The organism is Bradyrhizobium sp. 154, assembly GCF_023073875.1.
Taxonomy (GTDB): domain Bacteria; phylum Pseudomonadota; class Alphaproteobacteria; order Rhizobiales; family Xanthobacteraceae; genus Bradyrhizobium.
This window is the reverse complement of record NZ_JADPKG010000030.1, coordinates 80386-98066: the sequence shown is the minus strand read 5'-3', so window position 1 is coordinate 98066 and position 17681 is coordinate 80386. Positions and strand designations below refer to the sequence as shown.

Genomic DNA, 17681 nt, shown 5'->3' with positions numbered 1-17681 from the left:
GATGTCCGGCCCCAATGCCAGTCTGATGGTCCCAGGCCTGCGCCGGAACATGGTGACGATCTGCGCCATGACCGCGACCATCATGCAGGCGCTGGACACCACCATCGCCAATGTCGCATTGCCCTACATGCAAGGCACGCTGTCCGCCTCGCAGGATCAGATCAACTGGGTGCTGACCTCCTACATCGTCGCCGCCGCGATTATGACGGCGCCGGTGGGCTGGATCGCCAACCGCTTCGGCCGCAAGCGCATCTTCATCATCTGCTCGGCGGGCTTCACCATGGCGTCGGTGTTGTGCGGCCTCGCCCAGGACATCAACCAGATGGTGCTGTTCCGCCTGCTGCAAGGCGTGTTCGGCGCCGCCCTGGTGCCGCTGTCTCAGTCGGTCATGCTCGACTACTACACGCTCCAGGAGCGCGCCAAGGCGATGTCGATCTGGGGCATGGGCGTGATGATGGGCCCGATCATGGGCCCCTCGCTGGGCGCCTGGCTCACCGAGACCTATTCCTGGCACTGGGTGTTCTTCGTCAACCTGCCCTTCGGCGCCATCACCGTGCTCGGGCTGATCGTCTTCATGGACGAGACCCGGAAGGATTTCAGCCTGAAGTTCGACTGGTTCGGTTTCGCCGCGCTGGCGATCGCGATCGGCGCACTTCAGCTTGCGCTCGACCGCGGCGAGCAGCTCGGCTGGCTTGAGTCGAGCGAGATCCTGGCGGAATTCATCGTCTCCGCTGTCGCCTTTTACTTCTTCCTCGCGCACTCCTTCACGACATCGACGCCGTTCATCCGCTTCGCGCTGTTTCGGGATCGCAACTTCGTCACCGGCTGCGTGTTCATGGTCGTGATGGGGCTCGTGCTGTTCTCGACCATGGCGCTGGCTTCGCCCTACATGCAGAACGTGATCGGCTATCCCATCATCACCGCCGGCCTGCTGCTGGCGAGCCGCGGCATCGGCACCTTCTTCGCCATGATGCTGGTCGGCCGCATGATGCGCTATGTCGAGGCCCGCACGCTGATCATCGCAGGCCTCACGCTGACCGCGGGCTCGTTGTTCCAGATGACCGGCTGGACCGACCTGACCCAGGTACCGGAGATCGTCACGGTCAGCGTCATCCAGGGCTTCGGCTTCGGCCTTGTCTTCGTGCCGCTCTCGACCGTGGCGTTCCTGACGCTGTCGAACGAGCTGCGTACCGACGGCACCGCGATGCTGACCCTGATGCGCAACGTCGCAAGCTCAGTCGGCATCTCCGTCGTCATCGCCCAGCTGACGCAGGGAACGCGGCGGACTTATGCGATTCTCTCCGAGCACATCAACCCGTTCAACCATGCGCTCCAGATGCCCAGCGTCAGCGGCATGATCAATCTTTCCACAGACGCCGGCCGCGCCATGACCGACAGAATGGTCAGCGTGCAGGCGCAGATCATCGCTTTCGCGCACGATTACCAGCTGGTGATGGTCTTCATCCTCTGCACCATCCCGCTCGCTTTGCTGATCGGCTCGACCAAGGCCACACTACGCAAGCAGGCCGCCGGGCCGGAGCATGCGGTGATGGAGTAGTGATCGGTCCCGTGCCCCGGACGCAGCGCAGCACGCAACTGATGCGCTGCTGAGCCGGGGCCCATGCCCGCGGCACGATTGTCCCGGTTCTGCGGCGCAGCGTTACACGCTGCACCGCGCCCGGGACACGAGCGCGCTACAACAACTCCTCGCACCCGAGATCCTCGACCGCCATCATCACCCGCTCCAGGTTATTCCACCAGATCAGCGGCGGGATGTTGATGCTCCATTGCCAGACCGGCTTGGTGATCTGCCAGAGCACCGACCGGCGATAGTCCTGATCGAGCGCGCCGCGCGTGTAACCCGTGACACCGTGCTGTATCAGCGTCTCGTGATAGAGGTTGAGCAGGGGCCGTTCGAGTGCCTGCCGGCGGTCCGGATACCATTGCGTCGCCATCATGTAGGCGAGGTCACCGGTCGGCACGTTTATGCGCCACTGGTCGAAATCGAAGATGCGAACGGTGTTGGCAACGCCTGTGCGCGGCAACAGAAAATTCCAGGTATGGGCGTCGCCATGAGCGATGGTGACATGCCGGCGCGAATGATAACGCTCGAGCAACCGTTCCGATTGCTCGATGAAGCGGCGGAAGAGGATGCGCCGCTCCTCGCTGAGGCGGTCGCCGAGCAGATCGGCGAAACGATCGTAGTGACCAGCGAAGGTCGCCATCAGCTTCGCACTGTCGTCGGTGCTCATCCAGGTGCCGATAGTATCGCCGAAGCTATCGTGGTCCCACCACGCCGCGTGCCAGCGCGCGAGTGTCGTCACGATCGCCGTTGCCTGCTCTCGCGAGGGCGGCAGCGGCCATTGAGTTGCAATCTCATGGCTGTCGGTGAGGTCCTCGAGCAGGAGATGCCAGGTGAGGCCGTCCTCGTCAAAATGTCCGTCGAAGCAGCGCGGCACGAGACCCCGCGGCGTTTCTGGCTCAAGCTGCGTGTAGAACGCGACTTCGTTCCGGCCGCTATTTGCGAGCGACTTGGCGAAGCCTGCATGCGCGGTCTTCAGGATCAGCGACTGCGGGGCGCCAGCGGACTCCCCAACATAGCGCAAACCGAGACGCACGATATGTGACACGATGGTGTCGCGCTGATGCAGCACCTTCACCTCGCGCACCGCACCGGCGTCCAGCGCGCCGGCCCGGCGCAGCGCGGCCGTGAGGTAACCGGGCTCGGCAACCGCCGGCAGTTGCGCATTCGTCATGAAGACCACGATGCCCCTGTGCCGCGCCATACTGCACGATCACAACCGCCGGCACCAGCGGCAGGCATCGCGCCGGGCGTCACGCCGCGGCAGTCGAGTCCCGCACGGTCCGCACCACGACCGACCGCAGTTGCTCGAGATTGGCGGCCATGCCGGCGATCGCCTGCCTGACCTCCGCGGCGCGCTCGTTCACGGAGGCGGCGTCGCGGCTGACATGACCGATCTTGGCCGAGACCTCCTTCGCCGCCGACGCCGATTCGGAGATCGATCGCGTGATCTCACGCGTCGCGGCGTCCTGTTCTTCCATCGCGGCAGCAACCGAGATCGCGACACCGTCGATCTCGGCGATGTGGCCCCCCATGGTCTCGACGGCGTCGACGGCAGCCTGAGTCGCGGTCTGGATCTCGGCAATCAGCCGCCCGATCTCCTCGGTGGACTTGGCGGTCTGATCGGACAGCGATTTCACCTCGGTGGCGACCACCGCGAAGCCGCGGCCGGCCTCGCCGGCGCGCGCCGCCTCGATCGTGGCGTTGAGCGCCAGGAGGTTGGTCTGGCCGGCGATGCCGCCGATAAGATCGGAGACCTCGGCGATCTTCCTCACCGAACCAGCCAGCGCCTGAGTGGTCGAGCGCGCCTGCTCACGGCCGGCGACCGCAGATTTGGTGACCGTGCTGGTCCTCGCGACCTGACTCGCGATCTCGCGGATCGAGGCGCTCAGCTCTTCGGCCGCAGCCGAGACGGTTTGCGAGCTGCCGAGGGCCTGGGTGGAGGCCGCGGCGACCGCCTGCGACTGCGCGGAGAGCGAACTTGCGATCTCGGACAGGCTGGTGGCGACCCGCTCCACGCCCTGCGTCGCCGCGCTCGCGCTGTCGACAGACCGGCCGGTCTCGCGTTCGACGGTCTCGGCCATCTGCTGCAGGGCGCTGCGCTTGGCGCGCGCGGCCTCCTGTTCCTGCCGCAACTGCTCCTCGCGCAGGCGGGAATTCTCGACCGCCGCCTGCTTGAACACCAGCAGCGCACCCGCCATCGAGCCAACCTCGTCCTGGCGGTGCGCGAAAGGAATGTCGGCTGCGAGATCGCCGGTCGCGAGCTTCTGCATCGTGTCCGTCATTCGTACGATCGGGCGCACCACGCCGAGCGCAACGCCGAGCAGGCCTGCGGCAATGAAGGCGAGGACGGCGGCGGAGACGCCGAGGAGGATAAAGAGCATCGAACTGTCGCGGTCCGCGGCCAGCTTCTCCATGGCGGCATTCTGCTTGTTGGCACTCTCGACGATGCTGTCGATGACGGCGCGATGCGCGGTGTATGCGCCCTTCAGCTGCGCATAGGCGCGCTCGGAAGCGGCCGCGTCCTTGGCCTTGAGGGCTGGCAGGAGCTGGTCGGACGCCTTCCAGAATTTCTGCACCTCGGCATCGGACTTCGACACCAGCGCGGTCTTCAGGTCTGCCGAGAGGCTGGAGGCGACCCAGAATGCCTTGCGCTCGTCGTAATCCTTGCGGAGCTGAACTAGGCGCTCGCCATGAGTGGCAAGCTGGTCCGGCTCGCGCATGGCAAGCGTGGCCTCGAGATAGGCTTCGATGACATATTCCGGCGGCGGCAGGATATCGGCGATGAGGTCGTTGCCGAGCTTGATATCGGAATAGAGCGGGCCGCCGACCTTGAGCTCTCTTAGGGCGTAGAGGCTGGTGGAGACCACGGCCGTAAAGCCGAGGGCCAGGACGACACCGAATGCAATGATTGCCGAGGAAAGCGAAAAACGAATTTTCATGGAACAATCCGGTCGCGCGGTCGAAATCCAAATGGATACTAAACGACTACGGTAAACACGGGATTGCTACGCGCGGAAATTGCGCTCCGCGAACTCCGGGGAAACTACGGGGAAACTACGGGAAGCATCAGGGGCGGCTCCGATACGGAAGACGCCCCCGGCCCCCGTCCCGGACAAGCGCGTCTCAGGCGCGCCCGCAGGTCCGTGACGACGCGGGCGTTAAACGTCGAAGAACACCGTCTCGTCGTCGCCCTGGAGCCGCAGGTCAAGCCGGTAAACCGCCTTGCCGGCCTCGCGCGTCGCAACCAGCGTGGCGCGGCGCTCAGTGGGCACCAGCGCCAGCACGGGATCGGCGGAATTGCCGGCCTCGTCGCTGAAATAGATGCGGGTATAGAGATGCCTGAGCATGCCGCGCCCGAAGACCGCAAGAAGGATGTGCGGCGCCTGCGGCTTGCCGTCGGGATCCGGCACGGCGCCGGGCTTGATGGTCTCGAAGGCGTAATTGCCATCCTTGTCGGTGCCGCAGCGGGCAAAGCCGCGGAAGCTCGCATTCGGCAGCGCACGCTTGTCCTGCGGGTCGGCAAAGCGACCTTGCGCGTCCGCTTGCCAGATCTCCAGCATGCAATCCGGCACGGCGACGCCATCACCGTCGAATACCCGGCCCTCGATGCGGATACGGTCGCCAGAAACGTCGGGCGTGAGCGTCGAGTTGGTGAACGCGTCGTTCCAGGCGTATTCGCCGTTCGGCGTCAGGCCGTATTTGAAGAACGGACCGACGGTTTGCGATGGGGTGATCCCGTTGGGCTTCACAGAATCCTGCACTTAATGGTTCTCCATAGGCGTGGCGTTCTGGCCGCGCAGCACGATGTCAAAGCGATAGCACAGCGCCCATTCGGGCTGTGTGTTCTCGAGATCGAAGGAAGAGACCATCCGCGCCCGCGCCTTTTCGTCCGGCACCGAATTGAAGATCGGGTCGAACGGGAACAGCGGATCGTTCGGGAAATACATCTGCGTCACGAGGCGCGTGACAAAGGAATGGCCGAAGACCGAGAGGTGGATGTGCGCGGGCCGCCACGCATTGTGATGATTGCCCCAGGGATAAGCGCCCGGCTTGATGGTGACGAAGCGGTAGTAACCTGAGGCATCGCTCACGGTACGGCCGGCGCCCGTGAAATTTGGATCGAGCGGTGCCGGGTGCTGGTCACGGACATGGACATAGCGGCCGCAGGAATTGGCCTGCCAGATTTCGACCAGCGAGTTCGGCACGCCGCGGCCGTCCTCGTCGCGGACGTGGCCATGCACGATGATGCGCTCGCCGAGCGGCTCGCCACTGTGCTGGCGGGTCAGATCATTGTCGCCCTCGCGCACGGTCTCGTGGCCATAGACCGGGCCAGTCAGCTCCGACAGGGTGTGGCGCATCGGAATCAAGGGCTGGTGCGGCGCGCGCTTGATCGAGCTCTTGTACTCGGGAGACAGCGGCAGCGGATGCGCCTTGTTGCTGTCGACGGGATAGATGAACGTCATTGGCGAACTCCTCCCCGGCCGTTCAGGGGCCGGTCAACGCTCGACAATCATTATAGGACATAACTAATTTGGGGAAGCGGGTTTCGCAGCCCCTATTACTTGTTGTTCCGGGGCAGCCCGAGAGGGCTGAACCCGAAATCTCGAGATCCCGGGTTCGGTGCAAGCGCACCACGCCCGGGGATGACGAGATGCGCCGCGCCCCGTCAGTTCAATTTCTCGATCGCGACCGCGACGCCCTGGCCGACGCCGACGCACATGGTGGCAAGCGCGAGCTTGCCGCCGCGCTTTTCCATGCCATGCACGGCGGTGAGCGCGAGACGGGCGCCACTCATGCCGAGGGGATGGCCGAGCGCGATGGCGCCGCCATGCGGATTGACGAAGTCGGCGTCATCAGCCACGCCAAGCTGACGCATGCAGGCGATGCCCTGCGAGGCGAAGGCTTCATTCAGCTCGATCAAGTCGAAATCGCTGATCTTCTTGCCGAGTCGCTCCATCAGCTTGCGCGTCGCCGGCACGGGTCCAATGCCCATGATGCGCGGCGGCACGCCGGCCGAGGCGAGGCCGAGAATGCGCGCGCGGGGTGTCAGCCCGTGCTTCTTCACCGCAGCTTCGGATGCGAGGATCATCGCGGCGGCGCCGTCATTGACGCCGGAGGCGTTGCCGGCAGTGACCGTGCCGGGATTGCGCACGATCGGCTTCAGCTTGGCGAGCCCCTCCAGCGTGGTCTCGGGGCGCGGATGCTCGTCCTTGTCCACCGTGATAGGGCCGGCCTTGCCGCCGGCAATGGTGATCGGGGTGATCTCTTCCGCAAAATAGCCGGATGCAATCGCCGCGCCGGCACGCTGCTGCGAGCGGATCGCGAAGGCGTCCTGGTCGGCGCGCGAGACCTGGAATTCCTCGGCGACATTTTCGCCGGTCTCCGGCATCGCGTCGACGCCATACTGCGCCTTGAGCAGCGGATTGATGAAGCGCCAGCCGATCGTGGTGTCGAAGATCTCGGCCGAACGCGAGAACGCCTCCTGCGCCTTGCCCATGACGAAGGGGGCACGGGTCATGGATTCGACACCGCCGGCAATCGCAAGCTCGATCTCGCCGGAGCGGATGGCGCGCCCCGCGGCGCCGACCGCATCCAGCCCGGACGCGCAGAGCCGGTTCAGGGTCTGGCCCGGAACCGAATCCGGCAGGCCCGCCAGCAACAGCGCCATGCGTGCGACGTTGCGATTGTCCTCGCCGGCCTGATTGGCGCAGCCGAAGAAGACTTCGTCGACCTGGCCCCAGTCGAGATTGGGACGCTTGGCCATCAGCGCCTTGATCGGCGCGGCCGCCAGGTCGTCGGCGCGCACCTTGGCGAGCGAGCCGCCGAAACGGCCAATCGGGGTCCGCACGGCATCGCAAATAAAGACGTCACGCATCGCTGTTCTCCCTGAATGCCGCGGTTCGGCCCAATTTCTTCAATGAGGGCGGAGTTTTAGGAGGGCGCCCGCGGCAGGTCAATTGACGGTTTCGCGTGCGACTCGCAGGGGGCCAGCCGCCCGCAACGCATGCCGCGGTGCGGACAACGTGGAAAACCTCACCTGCCCGGCCAAAGCGATAGGACCGGGGAGCGAAATTTTGTAGGTTGCACCGCCCATGACAATGCAACAGCCAATACCTGTACCGCCTCCCGACGACACGCCCGCGCCGCAGGCGGAAGCTGCCGCGCGTGTCACGCCCATGATGGAACAGTACCTCGAGATCAAGGCGGCGCATCAGGGCTTGCTGCTGTTCTACCGGATGGGCGATTTCTACGAATTGTTCTTCGAGGACGCCGAAATTGCCTCGAAGACGCTCGGCATCGTCTTGACCAAGCGCGGCAAGCATCAGGGCGCGGATATCCCGATGTGCGGCGTGCCGGTCGAACGCTCCGAGGATTATCTGCACCGCCTGATATCAGCCGGCCACCGGGTCGCTGTCTGCGAGCAGACCGAGGATCCCGCTGCGGCCAAGGCGCGCGGGAACAAGAGCGTGGTGCGCCGCGGCGTGGTGCGGCTGGTCACGCCGGGCACGCTGACCGAGGACACGCTGTTGGACGCGCGTGCGAACAACTACCTGCTGGCGATCGCGCGCGCCCGCTCCTCCGCCGGTGGCGACCGCTTCGGCCTTGCCTGGATCGACATCTCGACCGCCGAATTCATGGTGACGGAGTGCGGCGGCGGCGAGCTCGCCGCCACGCTGGCGCGCATCAATCCGAACGAGGCGATCGTCACCGACGCGCTCTATAACGACAGCGAGCTCGGACAGATGTTGCGCGAGCTGCCGGCGGTAACGCCGCTGACCCGCGACGTGTTCGACGGCGCCACCGCCGAGAAGCGGCTGTGCGACTATTTCGCTGTCGCCACAATGGATGGGCTGGCGCAGCTCACGCGTCTGGAAGCCACCGCTGCGGCCGCCGCCGTCACCTACGTCGACCGCACCCAGGTCGGCAAGCATCCGCCGCTGCCGCCGCCGGCGCGCGAAGCCTCGGGCGCAACCATGGCGATCGATCCGGCCACCCGCGCCAATCTCGAATTGACGCGCACGCTCGCCGGCGAACGCCGCGGCTCGCTGCTCGACGCGATCGACTGCACGGTGACCTCGGCCGGTTCGCGGCTGCTGGCGCAGCGACTGGCGGCGCCACTGACCGATGCGCTGGCGATCGCGCGGCGGCTCGATGCTGTCGGAACCTTCGTTACCGATTCCGCCGCGCGCGAAGACATCCGCAGCATTTTGCGCGGCGCGCCCGACATGTCACGGGCGCTGGCCCGTCTCTCGGTTGGCCGCGGCGGACCGCGCGACCTCGCCGGCATCCGCGACGGCATCATCGCCGCCGACCAGGTGCTGACGCGGCTGTCCGAGCTCGACCAGCCGCCGCAGGAGATCGTGGCGGTGATGGCGGCGCTGCAAAAGCCATCTCGCGCGCTGGCGACCGAGTTTGCCGGCGCGCTCGATGAGCAACTGCCATTGATCAAGCGCGACGGCGGCTTCGTGCGCCAGGCTTACGAGCCTGCGCTCGACGAAGCCCGCAACCTGCGCGATGCTTCGCGCCTGGTGGTGGCCTCGATGCAAGCCCGCTACGCCGACCAAACCGGCGTGAAGGCCCTGAAGATCCGGCACAACAATGTGCTCGGCTATTTCGTCGAGGTGACCGCGCAGCACGGCGACAAGCTGATGTCGCCGCCGCTGAATGCGACCTTCATTCATCGCCAGACGCTGGCGGGCCAGGTGCGCTTCACGACCTCGGAGCTGGGCGAGATGGAGGCCAAGATCGCCAATGCCGGCGACCGCGCGCTCGGGCTCGAGCTCGAGATCTTCGAGCGGCTCTGCGCCAAGGCGCTCGAGATCAGCGAAGACTTGCGCGCCGCCGCGCACGGCTTTGCGCTGCTCGATGTCGCGACGTCGCTGGCCAAGCTGGCGGTCGACGAGAATTACGTGCGGCCCGAGGTCGACACCTCGCTCGGCTTTGCGATCGAAGCCGGCCGCCATCCCGTGGTGGAGCAGGCGCTCAAGCGCAATGGCGAGCCGTTCATCGCCAATGCCTGCGACCTCTCGCCGGCACCCGGACAGAAGTCAGGCCAGCTCTGGCTGCTCACCGGTCCGAATATGGCAGGTAAATCCACATTCCTGCGCCAGAACGCACTGATCGCCCTGATGGCGCAGATCGGCAGTTTTGTGCCGGCCGCGCGGGCGAGGATCGGCATCGTCGATCGCCTGTTCTCGCGGGTCGGCGCGGCCGACGATCTCGCCCGCGGCCGCTCCACCTTCATGGTGGAGATGGTCGAGACCGCGGCGATCCTGAATCAGGCCGGCGAGCGCGCACTCGTGATCCTCGACGAGATTGGCCGCGGCACCGCGACCTTCGACGGCCTCTCGATCGCCTGGGCCGCGATCGAGCATCTGCACGAGAGCAATCGCTGCCGCACGCTGTTCGCCACGCATTATCACGAGCTGACGGCGCTCTCGGCAAAACTGCCGCGCATGTTCAACGCCACCGTGCGCGTGAAGGAATGGCAGGGCAATGTCGTGTTCCTGCACGAGGTGCTGCCGGGCTCGGCCGATCGCTCCTACGGCATTCAGGTGGCCAAGCTCGCCGGCCTGCCACCGGCCGTGATCACGCGAGCCAAATCGGTGCTGGCCAAGCTGGAGGCCCAGGACCGCGGCCAGACCGCCCGCGCCCTCGCCGACGATCTGCCGCTGTTCGCCGTGCCCTCGCGCGCCGCGGCGGAGGCCGCGCCGCCGAGCGAAGCGGAGCTTCTCATGGAAGCGGTGAAGGCGTTACATCCCGACGAGATGTCGCCGCGCGAGGCGCTGGATGCGCTGTATGCGTTGAAGGCCAAGCTGCCGAAGCAATAAGCACGCCGCGACCGCAATCGTCATTGCGAGCGGAGCGAAGCAATCCATTCTCTCTCCCCGCGATCGTCTGGATGCTTCGTCGCCTCGATCCTTGCAACGACGAAGGTTAGTGCGCCAGCCGCTTCCTTCGTCCATTCCACCACAGCGTCAGGTTCCACACGATGCAGGTGGCGAGCCCCATGCTGAGGCCTATCGCGGAGCCGAAGTTTGCGGCGCCGACATGCATCACGGCAATCGCCATACCGAAGCCGAGCAAGCCCCAGGCAGAATTGGCAAGCACCGCGGCGGTCGGCGGGCCACCGATGCGCGGATGCAGGATCACCATCATGCTGGTGAAGACGATCGGGTAGAGCGCGATGACGCCGGAGACGCGCGGGCCGACCCAGCCCGAGGTGGAAACCACGATGGCGACGAGCGTCGCCACCAAAGCGGCGCGGAACGGAATGTCGTACCAGCGACGCGTCACTAACGGCATCTTCACATGGCGGTACTTAGCGAGCAGCGGAATGCAGATTCCGAAGGCAATCAGGTTCACGGCGAGTCCGGCCGTCAAGGTCCAGTCGAACAGGCGGATGATGGAGGCCAGCACGATCCACACGGCGATCGCGCTGCCGGCACTCACCAGCAGATTGTGCCGCTGCGCCAGCACGACATAGCAGAGGCCAAGCACGATCGTCGCCGCGTTGACGGGAAGGCTCGACAGCGCCCCTTGCGCGATGAAGGCGGCGTCATGGTCGAGCGCGAGAAAGACATAGGAAGGACCCGCTGAGATCGGTAGCGTCGCCACCAGCGCACCGATCACTGGGCCGGAACGTTCGGTGATGATCGACGCCGTCACGACGAACGCCGCCGCGATCGCCATGCGCAGGAGAAGGAAAAGGATGAGGTGGAGATCGGGGGACATCTAGCGCGGGATGATTTTTGTTGAGGCGAATTATCCGCGGGTTCGTTCACCTCTCCCGGAGGGAGAGGTCGATTTGCACAGCACATCGGGTGACGGCTTCAGGTCCCCACGAGAGAACGCCCCTCACCCGCGCCGTCGGCGCAACCTCTCCCAATGGAAATGGGCAGCTACATCCGCTGCATCGACACCGACACCTTCGGGCCGTTCTTGATGGTCTGATAGACCACGCAATAGCGCTCGGTGAGCTTCAGCAACAGATCGAGCTTATCCTGCGGCGCGTCGGTGTCGACCTCGAAGCGCAGCCGGATCTCGGCGAAGCCGACCGGGGTCTCCTTATCGACGCCGAGCGTGCCGCGGAAATCGAGATCACCCTCGGCATAGACGTTGCCGGTCTTCAAGGGCACCTCGATCGCGGTCGCAACCGATTTCAGCGTGACGCCGGCGCAGGCGACCAGCGCTTCCAGCAACATGTCGCCGGAGCACAGCTCGAGGCCGGAGCCGCCGGTGGCCGGATGCAGGCCGGCCATCGCAATGGCGCGTCCGGTCTCGACCTTGCAGGCGATGCCTTCGCTGTCGGTCGAACCCTTCGCCTTCAGCGTGATCAGCGCGGCCTTCGGATCAGTCTTGTAGCGCTCCTTGATCGGGGCCTGCATCCGGCGCAATTGGGCAGCGTCCATGTTCGTTCTCTCCCGGAAGATTGCCCCTCGATGTACCGGCTTGGAGACGAATTGTCACCACCACATGGCCTGACCGGGACCCTGGGTTGCGTCACGGTCGGGCACGCTGCGGTCGAGTGAACGGTCGAGTGACGTCAGCACACTTCGCTTGAAGTTCTCGAACAGCGGCGAATTGCGGTCGCGCGGCCGACCCAGATTGATCTCGATCCGATCGAACAATCGGCCGGGCCGCGGCCGCATCACCAGCACGCGATCGGCCAGCACGACAGCTTCGTCGACGTCATGTGTGACGAGCATCAAGGTCGGCCGCGTATCGGCCCAGAGGTCGAGCAGATGATCCTGAAGGTCGCGACGGGTGAAGGCGTCAAGCGCCGAGAACGGCTCATCGAGCAGCAGCACCTCCGGCTGCGGCACCAGTGCGCGTGCGATCGCGACGCGCTGCGCCTGCCCGCCGGAGAGCTCGCGCGGCCAGGCCTGCGCCTTCTCGGTGAGCCGGACGCGTTCGAGCGCGCGCGCCACCTTCTCGCGCCGCTCGGCTGCGGGCAGATCGGCAAGTCCGAAGCCGATATTGTCAGCGACGCTGAGCCAGGGCAAAAGCCGCGGCTCCTGGAAGATGATGCCGATCTTGGCATGCGGCGAGGCGATCGCCTCATCGTCGAGCGTCACCGTCCCGGAGCTGGCGCGATCGAGGCCGGCGATGGCGCGCAGCAATGTTGATTTGCCGCAGCCGGAGCCGCCGATGATGGCGACGATCTCGCCTTGGTGGATCTCGGCGGAGAAGCGCGCCAGCGCCTCTACGCCGTTGGGATAGGTCTTGCTGACCCGGTGGAGCGCCAGCATCGCGTCACGCTCCCTTCGCGCGTCCGAAGGCATCCTGCCAGCGCAGGAAGGGCGCGGCCGCGACTTCGATCAGCCAGTCCGTGAGCTTGCCGAGAATGGCGAAGATCACGATGGCCGCGAGGATCTGTGCGGGCTTGCCAAGCTGCTGGCCGTCGAGCAGGAGGTAGCCTAGGCCTTCGGAGGCGCCGATCAGCTCGGCCGCCACCACGAACATCCAGCCCAGACCGAGGCCAACGCGCAATGACACGACATAGGCCGGCAGCACCGCGGGCAACAGGATGCGCCGGATCATGGCGGGCCCTGAGAGGCGGAAGGTGCGGCCGACCTCGACGATCTTGCGGTCGACCGCGAGGATCGCGCCCATCACGCCGAGATAGACCGGAAAGAACACGCCGACCGCGATCAGCGCGATCTTCGAGGTCTCGAAGATGCCGAGCCAGAGAATGAACAGCGGCACCCAGGCCAGTGAAGGGATCGCGCGCAGCGCCTGCACGGTCGGATCGAGCAGCCGCCGCGCCAGCGACCAATAGCCGGAGATGGCGCCTAACAGTGTGCCCGCGACCACGCCGAAGGCGAAGCCGAGAGCGACCCGCCACAGCGTCGCTGTGATGTGGCGCACCAGCTCGCCGGAGCGGGCGAGCTCGGTGATGTTGGCAAACACGCGCGAGGGCGGGGGCACCAGCCGTCCGTTGGACCAGCCGACCCAGACCACGAGCTCCCAGCCAAGCGCCAACGTCAGCGGCAGCAGCACACCCAGCACCGGCCGCGCGTAGCGGACGATGCGCGAAGGCGCAGCCGCGGTTTCGGCTGGCTCCGAGGATTGTTGCAGGACTGGCGCGTCGGAGATCATGGCCATAGCAAGCGCGTCTGGTCGGGGAATGCAAGGAGCCTCAATTCGTCGGCAGCGGAACCTGGTCGTCGATCAGGGCATCCAGCGTCGCCTTGACGTCGACCTTGGCGTCGACGACGCCTGCCTGCTGGAGCGCGAGACCCGCGGCGAGGATCGATTCGCGCTGGGGCGCGCCGATGCGGCTGTGGGTGAGCTCGGTGCGCTCCTTGAGCTGCTTGTCCACGACCGCCTCGGGCAGTTTTGTGACCGCGATGAAAGTCTTCTTCAGCTCGTCGTAATTCGCCAGCGAGTATTTCCGCGCTTCCTCGTAAACCGCGAGGACGCGGCGAGCAGTGTCCGGATAATCCTTCAGGAACTGCTCCCGCACATTGAGGATGCCCCAGGTATTGGCATCGGCCTTGCGGTAAAACAGCTTTGCGCCCTCTTCGACCTCGGCCTGCGCCATCATCGGATCGAGGCCAGCCCAAGCATCGACGTCGCCGCGGACCAGCGCGGTCTTGCCGTCGGCGTGCTGGAGCAGCACCGGCGTGATGTCCTTTTCCGTGAGACCCGCGCCAAGCAGTGCGCGAACCAGGAAGATGTGCGGATCAGTGCCGCGCGTCACCGCAACGCGCTTGCCCTTGAGATCGGCAACGCCAGCGATCTTGGAATCCTTTGATGTCACCAGCGCCGTCCATTCGGGACGCGAATAGACATAGATCGACTTGATCGGATTGCCGTTGATGCGGGCGACCAGCGCGGCGGAGCCCGCGGTCGAGCCGAAATCGATCGAGCCGGCGTTAAGGAATTCGAGCGCCTTGTTCGAGCCGGCCGACTGCACCCAGGTGATCGTGACCCCGTCCTTGGCGAACTCTTTCTCCAGCAGTCCCTTCTGCTTCAGGACCATCGACACCGGATTGTAGGTCGCCCAGTCGATGCGGATCTCCTTGAGCGGATCCGCCGCTCGTGCCGCAGGGGTCAATGCGAGCGCTACGGCTCCTGCCAACAGAATGCGTCGTGTAATCCTGGCCATGCCCAGCTCCTCCAAAATTTCATTGTTTTTCAAGGAGTTATTTCTAGAGGTCAACGAGAAAATCCGTCCCTTGCAGGCGCGCAGCCCGAGAACAGATTTACCCAAAGCCGCAGCTTTCCAGCATGGAACGACTATTGCCAGAGAATCGCGGGTGACAGCGCCTGCCGCCTCTTATATCCGGTGAGACATGGACAGCGTCGCGACTGAGCAGAAGCCCGAAACGGATGACCGCTTCGACAGCGCGCGGATCACCGCCGCGGTCGATGCGCTCGCCGAAAAGCACGAGGGCCGCGAGGACGCGTTCCGCACCGCCATGGCGCAATTGCTCAAGGCCGAGTTGATCGCGGCGCGCGCCGCCGCACAGGCGATCCTGCTCAGGGACCGCCACGGAAGGCGCTGCGCCGAGCGACTGTGCCACGTCCAGGACGAGATCATCCGCATCCTGTATTCGGCCGCGACCCGGCATCTCTACCGCTCACCAATCCCGAGCGGCGCCGAGCGCATGGCGGTGGTGGCGACCGGCGGCTATGGCCGCGGGCTGATGGCGCCGGAATCCGACATCGATCTGCTGTTCATCCTGCCCTACAAGCAGACCGCCTGGGGCGAGCAGGTCGCTGAAGCCATCCTCTACTGCCTCTGGGACATGGGACTGAAGGTCGGCCACGCCACGCGCTCGGTCGACGAGTCGATCCGGCAGGCGCGCGGCGACATGACGATCCGCACCGCGATCCTGGAGACGCGCTTCCTGACCGGCGACAAGCCGCTCTATGACGAATTGGTCGAGCGCTTCGACAAGGAGGTGGTGCAGGGCACCGCGTCCGAATTCGTCACCGCAAAACTCGCCGAGCGCGAGGAGCGGCATCGCCGCGGCGGCCAGTCGCGCTATCTTGTCGAACCGAATGTCAAGGACGGTAAGGGCGCCCTGCGCGACCTGCACACGCTGTTCTGGATCGCAAAATACGTCTATCGCGTCCGCGACACCGACGAGCTGGTCGAGCGCGGCGTGTTCGACGCGCAGGAATATCGCAGCTTCCGCCGCTGCGCCGATTTCCTCTGGTCGGTGCGCTGCAATCTGCATTTCTACTGCAATCGCGCCGAAGAGCGCCTCTCCTTCGACCTCCAGCGCGAGATCGCGGTCAGGCTCGGCTACACCTCGCATCCCGGCATGCAGGACGTCGAGCGCTTCATGAAACACTACTTCCTGGTCGCCAAGGAAGTCGGCAACCTCACCGCCATTCTCTGCGCCAAGCTCGAGGACCAGCAGGCCAAGCCCGCGCCGGTGCTGAGCCGGATGATGGCGCGGCTGCGGCCCAGCACCGTGAAGCGGCGCGTGCCTGACAGCGACGATTTCATCGTCGACAACAATCGCATCAACATCGCCGCGCCCGACGTCTTCAAGCACGATCCGGTCAATCTGATCCGCATTTTCCGCCTGGCGCAGAAGAACAACCTCGCCTTCCATCCGGATGCGATGCGCGGTGTGACGCGCTCGCTGGGCCTGATCAACGCGCAACTGCGCGAGAATCCCGAGGCCAACCGGCTGTTCATGGAGATCCTCATCTCCGACAATGCCGAGATCGTGCTGCGGCGGATGAACGAGACCGGCGTGCTCGGCCACTTCATTCGCGCCTTCGGCAAGATCGTCTCGATGATGCAGTTCAACATGTATCATCACTACACCGTCGACGAGCACCTGATCCGCTGCATCGGCTTCCTTCAGGACATCGAGCGCGGCGGCATCGAGGAGTTCGTGCTGGCCAGCGACCTGTTCCGCAAGATCAGGCCCGAGCACCGGCCTGTCATCTACATCGCGACGCTGCTGCACGACGTCGCCAAGGGCCGCCTCGAGGATCACTCCATTGCCGGCGCCAAGGTGGCGCGGCGGCTGTGCCCCCGGCTCGGCTTCAGCCCGGCCGATACCGAGCTCGTGGCCTGGCTGATCGAGGAGCATCTGACGATGTCCACGGTCGCGCAGTCGCGCGACCTCTCGGACCGCAAGACGATCGAGAATTTCGCCGCCGTGGTGCAGTCGGTTGAGCAGATGAAGCTGTTGACCATCCTGACAACCGCCGATATCCGCGGCGTCGGCCCGGGCGTGTGGAACGGCTGGAAGGCGCAGCTGCTGCGCTCGCTCTATTACGAGACCGAGCCGGTGCTCACCGGCGGCTTCTCGGAAGTCGACCGCGGAAAGCGCCTCGCCGTTGCGCACGCCGAATTCCGCATGGCCTTCGCCGAATGGCCGGCTGACGAGCTCGATGCCTATATCGGCCGGCACTATCCGGCCTATTGGCTCAAGGTCGAGCTGCCGCGAAAAATCCGCCATGCCCGCTTCGTCCGCTCCAGCGAGCAGGCCGGCCACAAACTCGCGATCAATGTCGGCTTCGACGAGATGCGTGGCGTCACCGAACTCACGATTTTCGCCGCCGACCATCCCTGGCTGCTCTCGATCATCGCCGGAGCCTGCGCCTCGGCCGGCGCCAACATCGTCGACGCCCAGATCTACACCACCACCGACGGCCGTGCGCTCGACACGATCTCGATCTCGCGGGAGTATGACCGCGACGAGGACGAGGGACGGCGCGCCACCCGGATCGGCGAGATGATCGAGGACGTGCTGGAAGGCAAGCTGCGCCTGCCGGAAGTGGTGGCGCGGCGCACCGTGCGCAGCAAGGCGAAGCCGTTCGTGATCGAGCCGGAAGTGACCATCAACAACCAATGGTCCGACCGCTACACCGTGATCGAGGTCTCCGGCCTCGACCGGCCCGGCCTGCTCTACGAGCTGACCACCGCGATCTCGAAGCTCAACCTCAACATCGCCTCGGCCCATGTCGCGACGTTCGGCGAGCGCGCGCGCGATGTGTTCTACGTCACCGACCTTCTGGGCGCACAGATCAACGCGCCGACCCGCCAGGCCGCGATCAAGAGCGCGCTGACCCATGTGATGGCCGGCGACAAGGCGGTGCAGCCGGCGGCGTGATCTCG

At 65.4% G+C, this 17681-nt stretch carries 13 protein-coding genes; 3 read left to right on the top strand and 10 right to left on the bottom strand.

Features of this window, described 5'->3' with window-relative positions; translation table 11 throughout:
- Position 1: 1 nt before the first annotated feature.
- A complete protein-coding gene (locus IVA92_RS06045; protein ID WP_247281969.1) occupies positions 2-1558 on the top strand; it encodes an MDR family MFS transporter in 1557 nt (518 codons plus the stop codon).
- 136 nt (positions 1559-1694) lie between these two features.
- Here IVA92_RS06045 and IVA92_RS06040 read toward each other — a convergent pair whose 3' ends face one another.
- The 5 genes from IVA92_RS06040 to pcaF form a co-directional block, all read right to left on the bottom strand.
- The gene (locus IVA92_RS06040) at positions 1695-2786 is read right to left on the bottom strand and encodes an ecdysteroid 22-kinase family protein (protein ID WP_247281970.1); all 1092 of its coding nucleotides are present in this window, start codon (positions 2784-2786) and stop codon (positions 1695-1697) included.
- A gap of 49 nt (positions 2787-2835) precedes the next feature.
- Positions 2836-4524: a methyl-accepting chemotaxis protein gene (locus tag IVA92_RS06035; protein ID WP_247281971.1), complete on the bottom strand. Its 1689-nt coding sequence runs from the start codon at positions 4522-4524 to the stop codon at positions 2836-2838.
- 219 nt (positions 4525-4743) lie between these two features.
- Positions 4744-5346: a protocatechuate 3,4-dioxygenase subunit alpha gene (gene pcaG / locus IVA92_RS06030; protein ID WP_247281972.1), complete on the bottom strand. Its 603-nt coding sequence runs from the start codon at positions 5344-5346 to the stop codon at positions 4744-4746.
- On the bottom strand, positions 5347-6048 hold the full coding sequence (gene pcaH / locus IVA92_RS06025) for a protocatechuate 3,4-dioxygenase subunit beta (RefSeq protein WP_247281973.1): 702 nt from the start codon (positions 6046-6048) through the stop codon (positions 5347-5349).
- 203 nt (positions 6049-6251) lie between these two features.
- Positions 6252-7460, bottom strand: coding sequence for a 3-oxoadipyl-CoA thiolase (gene pcaF / locus IVA92_RS06020; RefSeq protein ID WP_247281974.1), 1209 nt, complete (start codon positions 7458-7460; stop codon positions 6252-6254).
- Positions 7461-7677: 217 nt separating this feature from the next.
- Between pcaF and mutS the strand changes: the two genes are divergently transcribed.
- Positions 7678-10416 (top strand): DNA mismatch repair protein MutS, encoded by a 2739-nt coding sequence (gene mutS, locus IVA92_RS06015; protein ID WP_247281975.1) that lies wholly within the window; start codon positions 7678-7680, stop codon positions 10414-10416.
- 106 nt (positions 10417-10522) lie between these two features.
- Here mutS and IVA92_RS06010 read toward each other — a convergent pair whose 3' ends face one another.
- From IVA92_RS06010 to IVA92_RS05990, 5 genes are all read right to left on the bottom strand, one after another.
- Complete coding sequence (locus IVA92_RS06010) at positions 10523-11320, bottom strand: hypothetical protein (RefSeq protein ID WP_247281976.1); 798 nt, start codon at positions 11318-11320, stop codon at positions 10523-10525.
- Positions 11321-11487: 167 nt separating this feature from the next.
- Positions 11488-11997 (bottom strand): OsmC family protein, encoded by a 510-nt coding sequence (locus IVA92_RS06005; RefSeq protein WP_247281977.1) that lies wholly within the window; start codon positions 11995-11997, stop codon positions 11488-11490.
- Between the two features lie 54 nt (positions 11998-12051).
- A complete protein-coding gene (locus tag IVA92_RS06000) occupies positions 12052-12837 on the bottom strand; it encodes an ABC transporter ATP-binding protein (protein ID WP_247281978.1) in 786 nt (261 codons plus the stop codon).
- A 4-nt stretch (positions 12838-12841) separates the two neighbouring features.
- Positions 12842-13687, bottom strand: a complete 846-nt coding sequence (locus IVA92_RS05995) for an ABC transporter permease (RefSeq protein ID WP_247282056.1) — start codon at positions 13685-13687, stop codon at positions 12842-12844.
- Positions 13688-13727: 40 nt separating this feature from the next.
- A complete protein-coding gene (locus IVA92_RS05990; protein WP_247281979.1) occupies positions 13728-14699 on the bottom strand; it encodes an aliphatic sulfonate ABC transporter substrate-binding protein in 972 nt (323 codons plus the stop codon).
- Positions 14700-14886: 187 nt separating this feature from the next.
- Between IVA92_RS05990 and IVA92_RS05985 the strand changes: the two genes are divergently transcribed.
- Positions 14887-17676, top strand: a complete 2790-nt coding sequence (locus IVA92_RS05985; protein WP_247281980.1) for a [protein-PII] uridylyltransferase — start codon at positions 14887-14889, stop codon at positions 17674-17676.
- Positions 17677-17681: the final 5 nt, after the last annotated feature.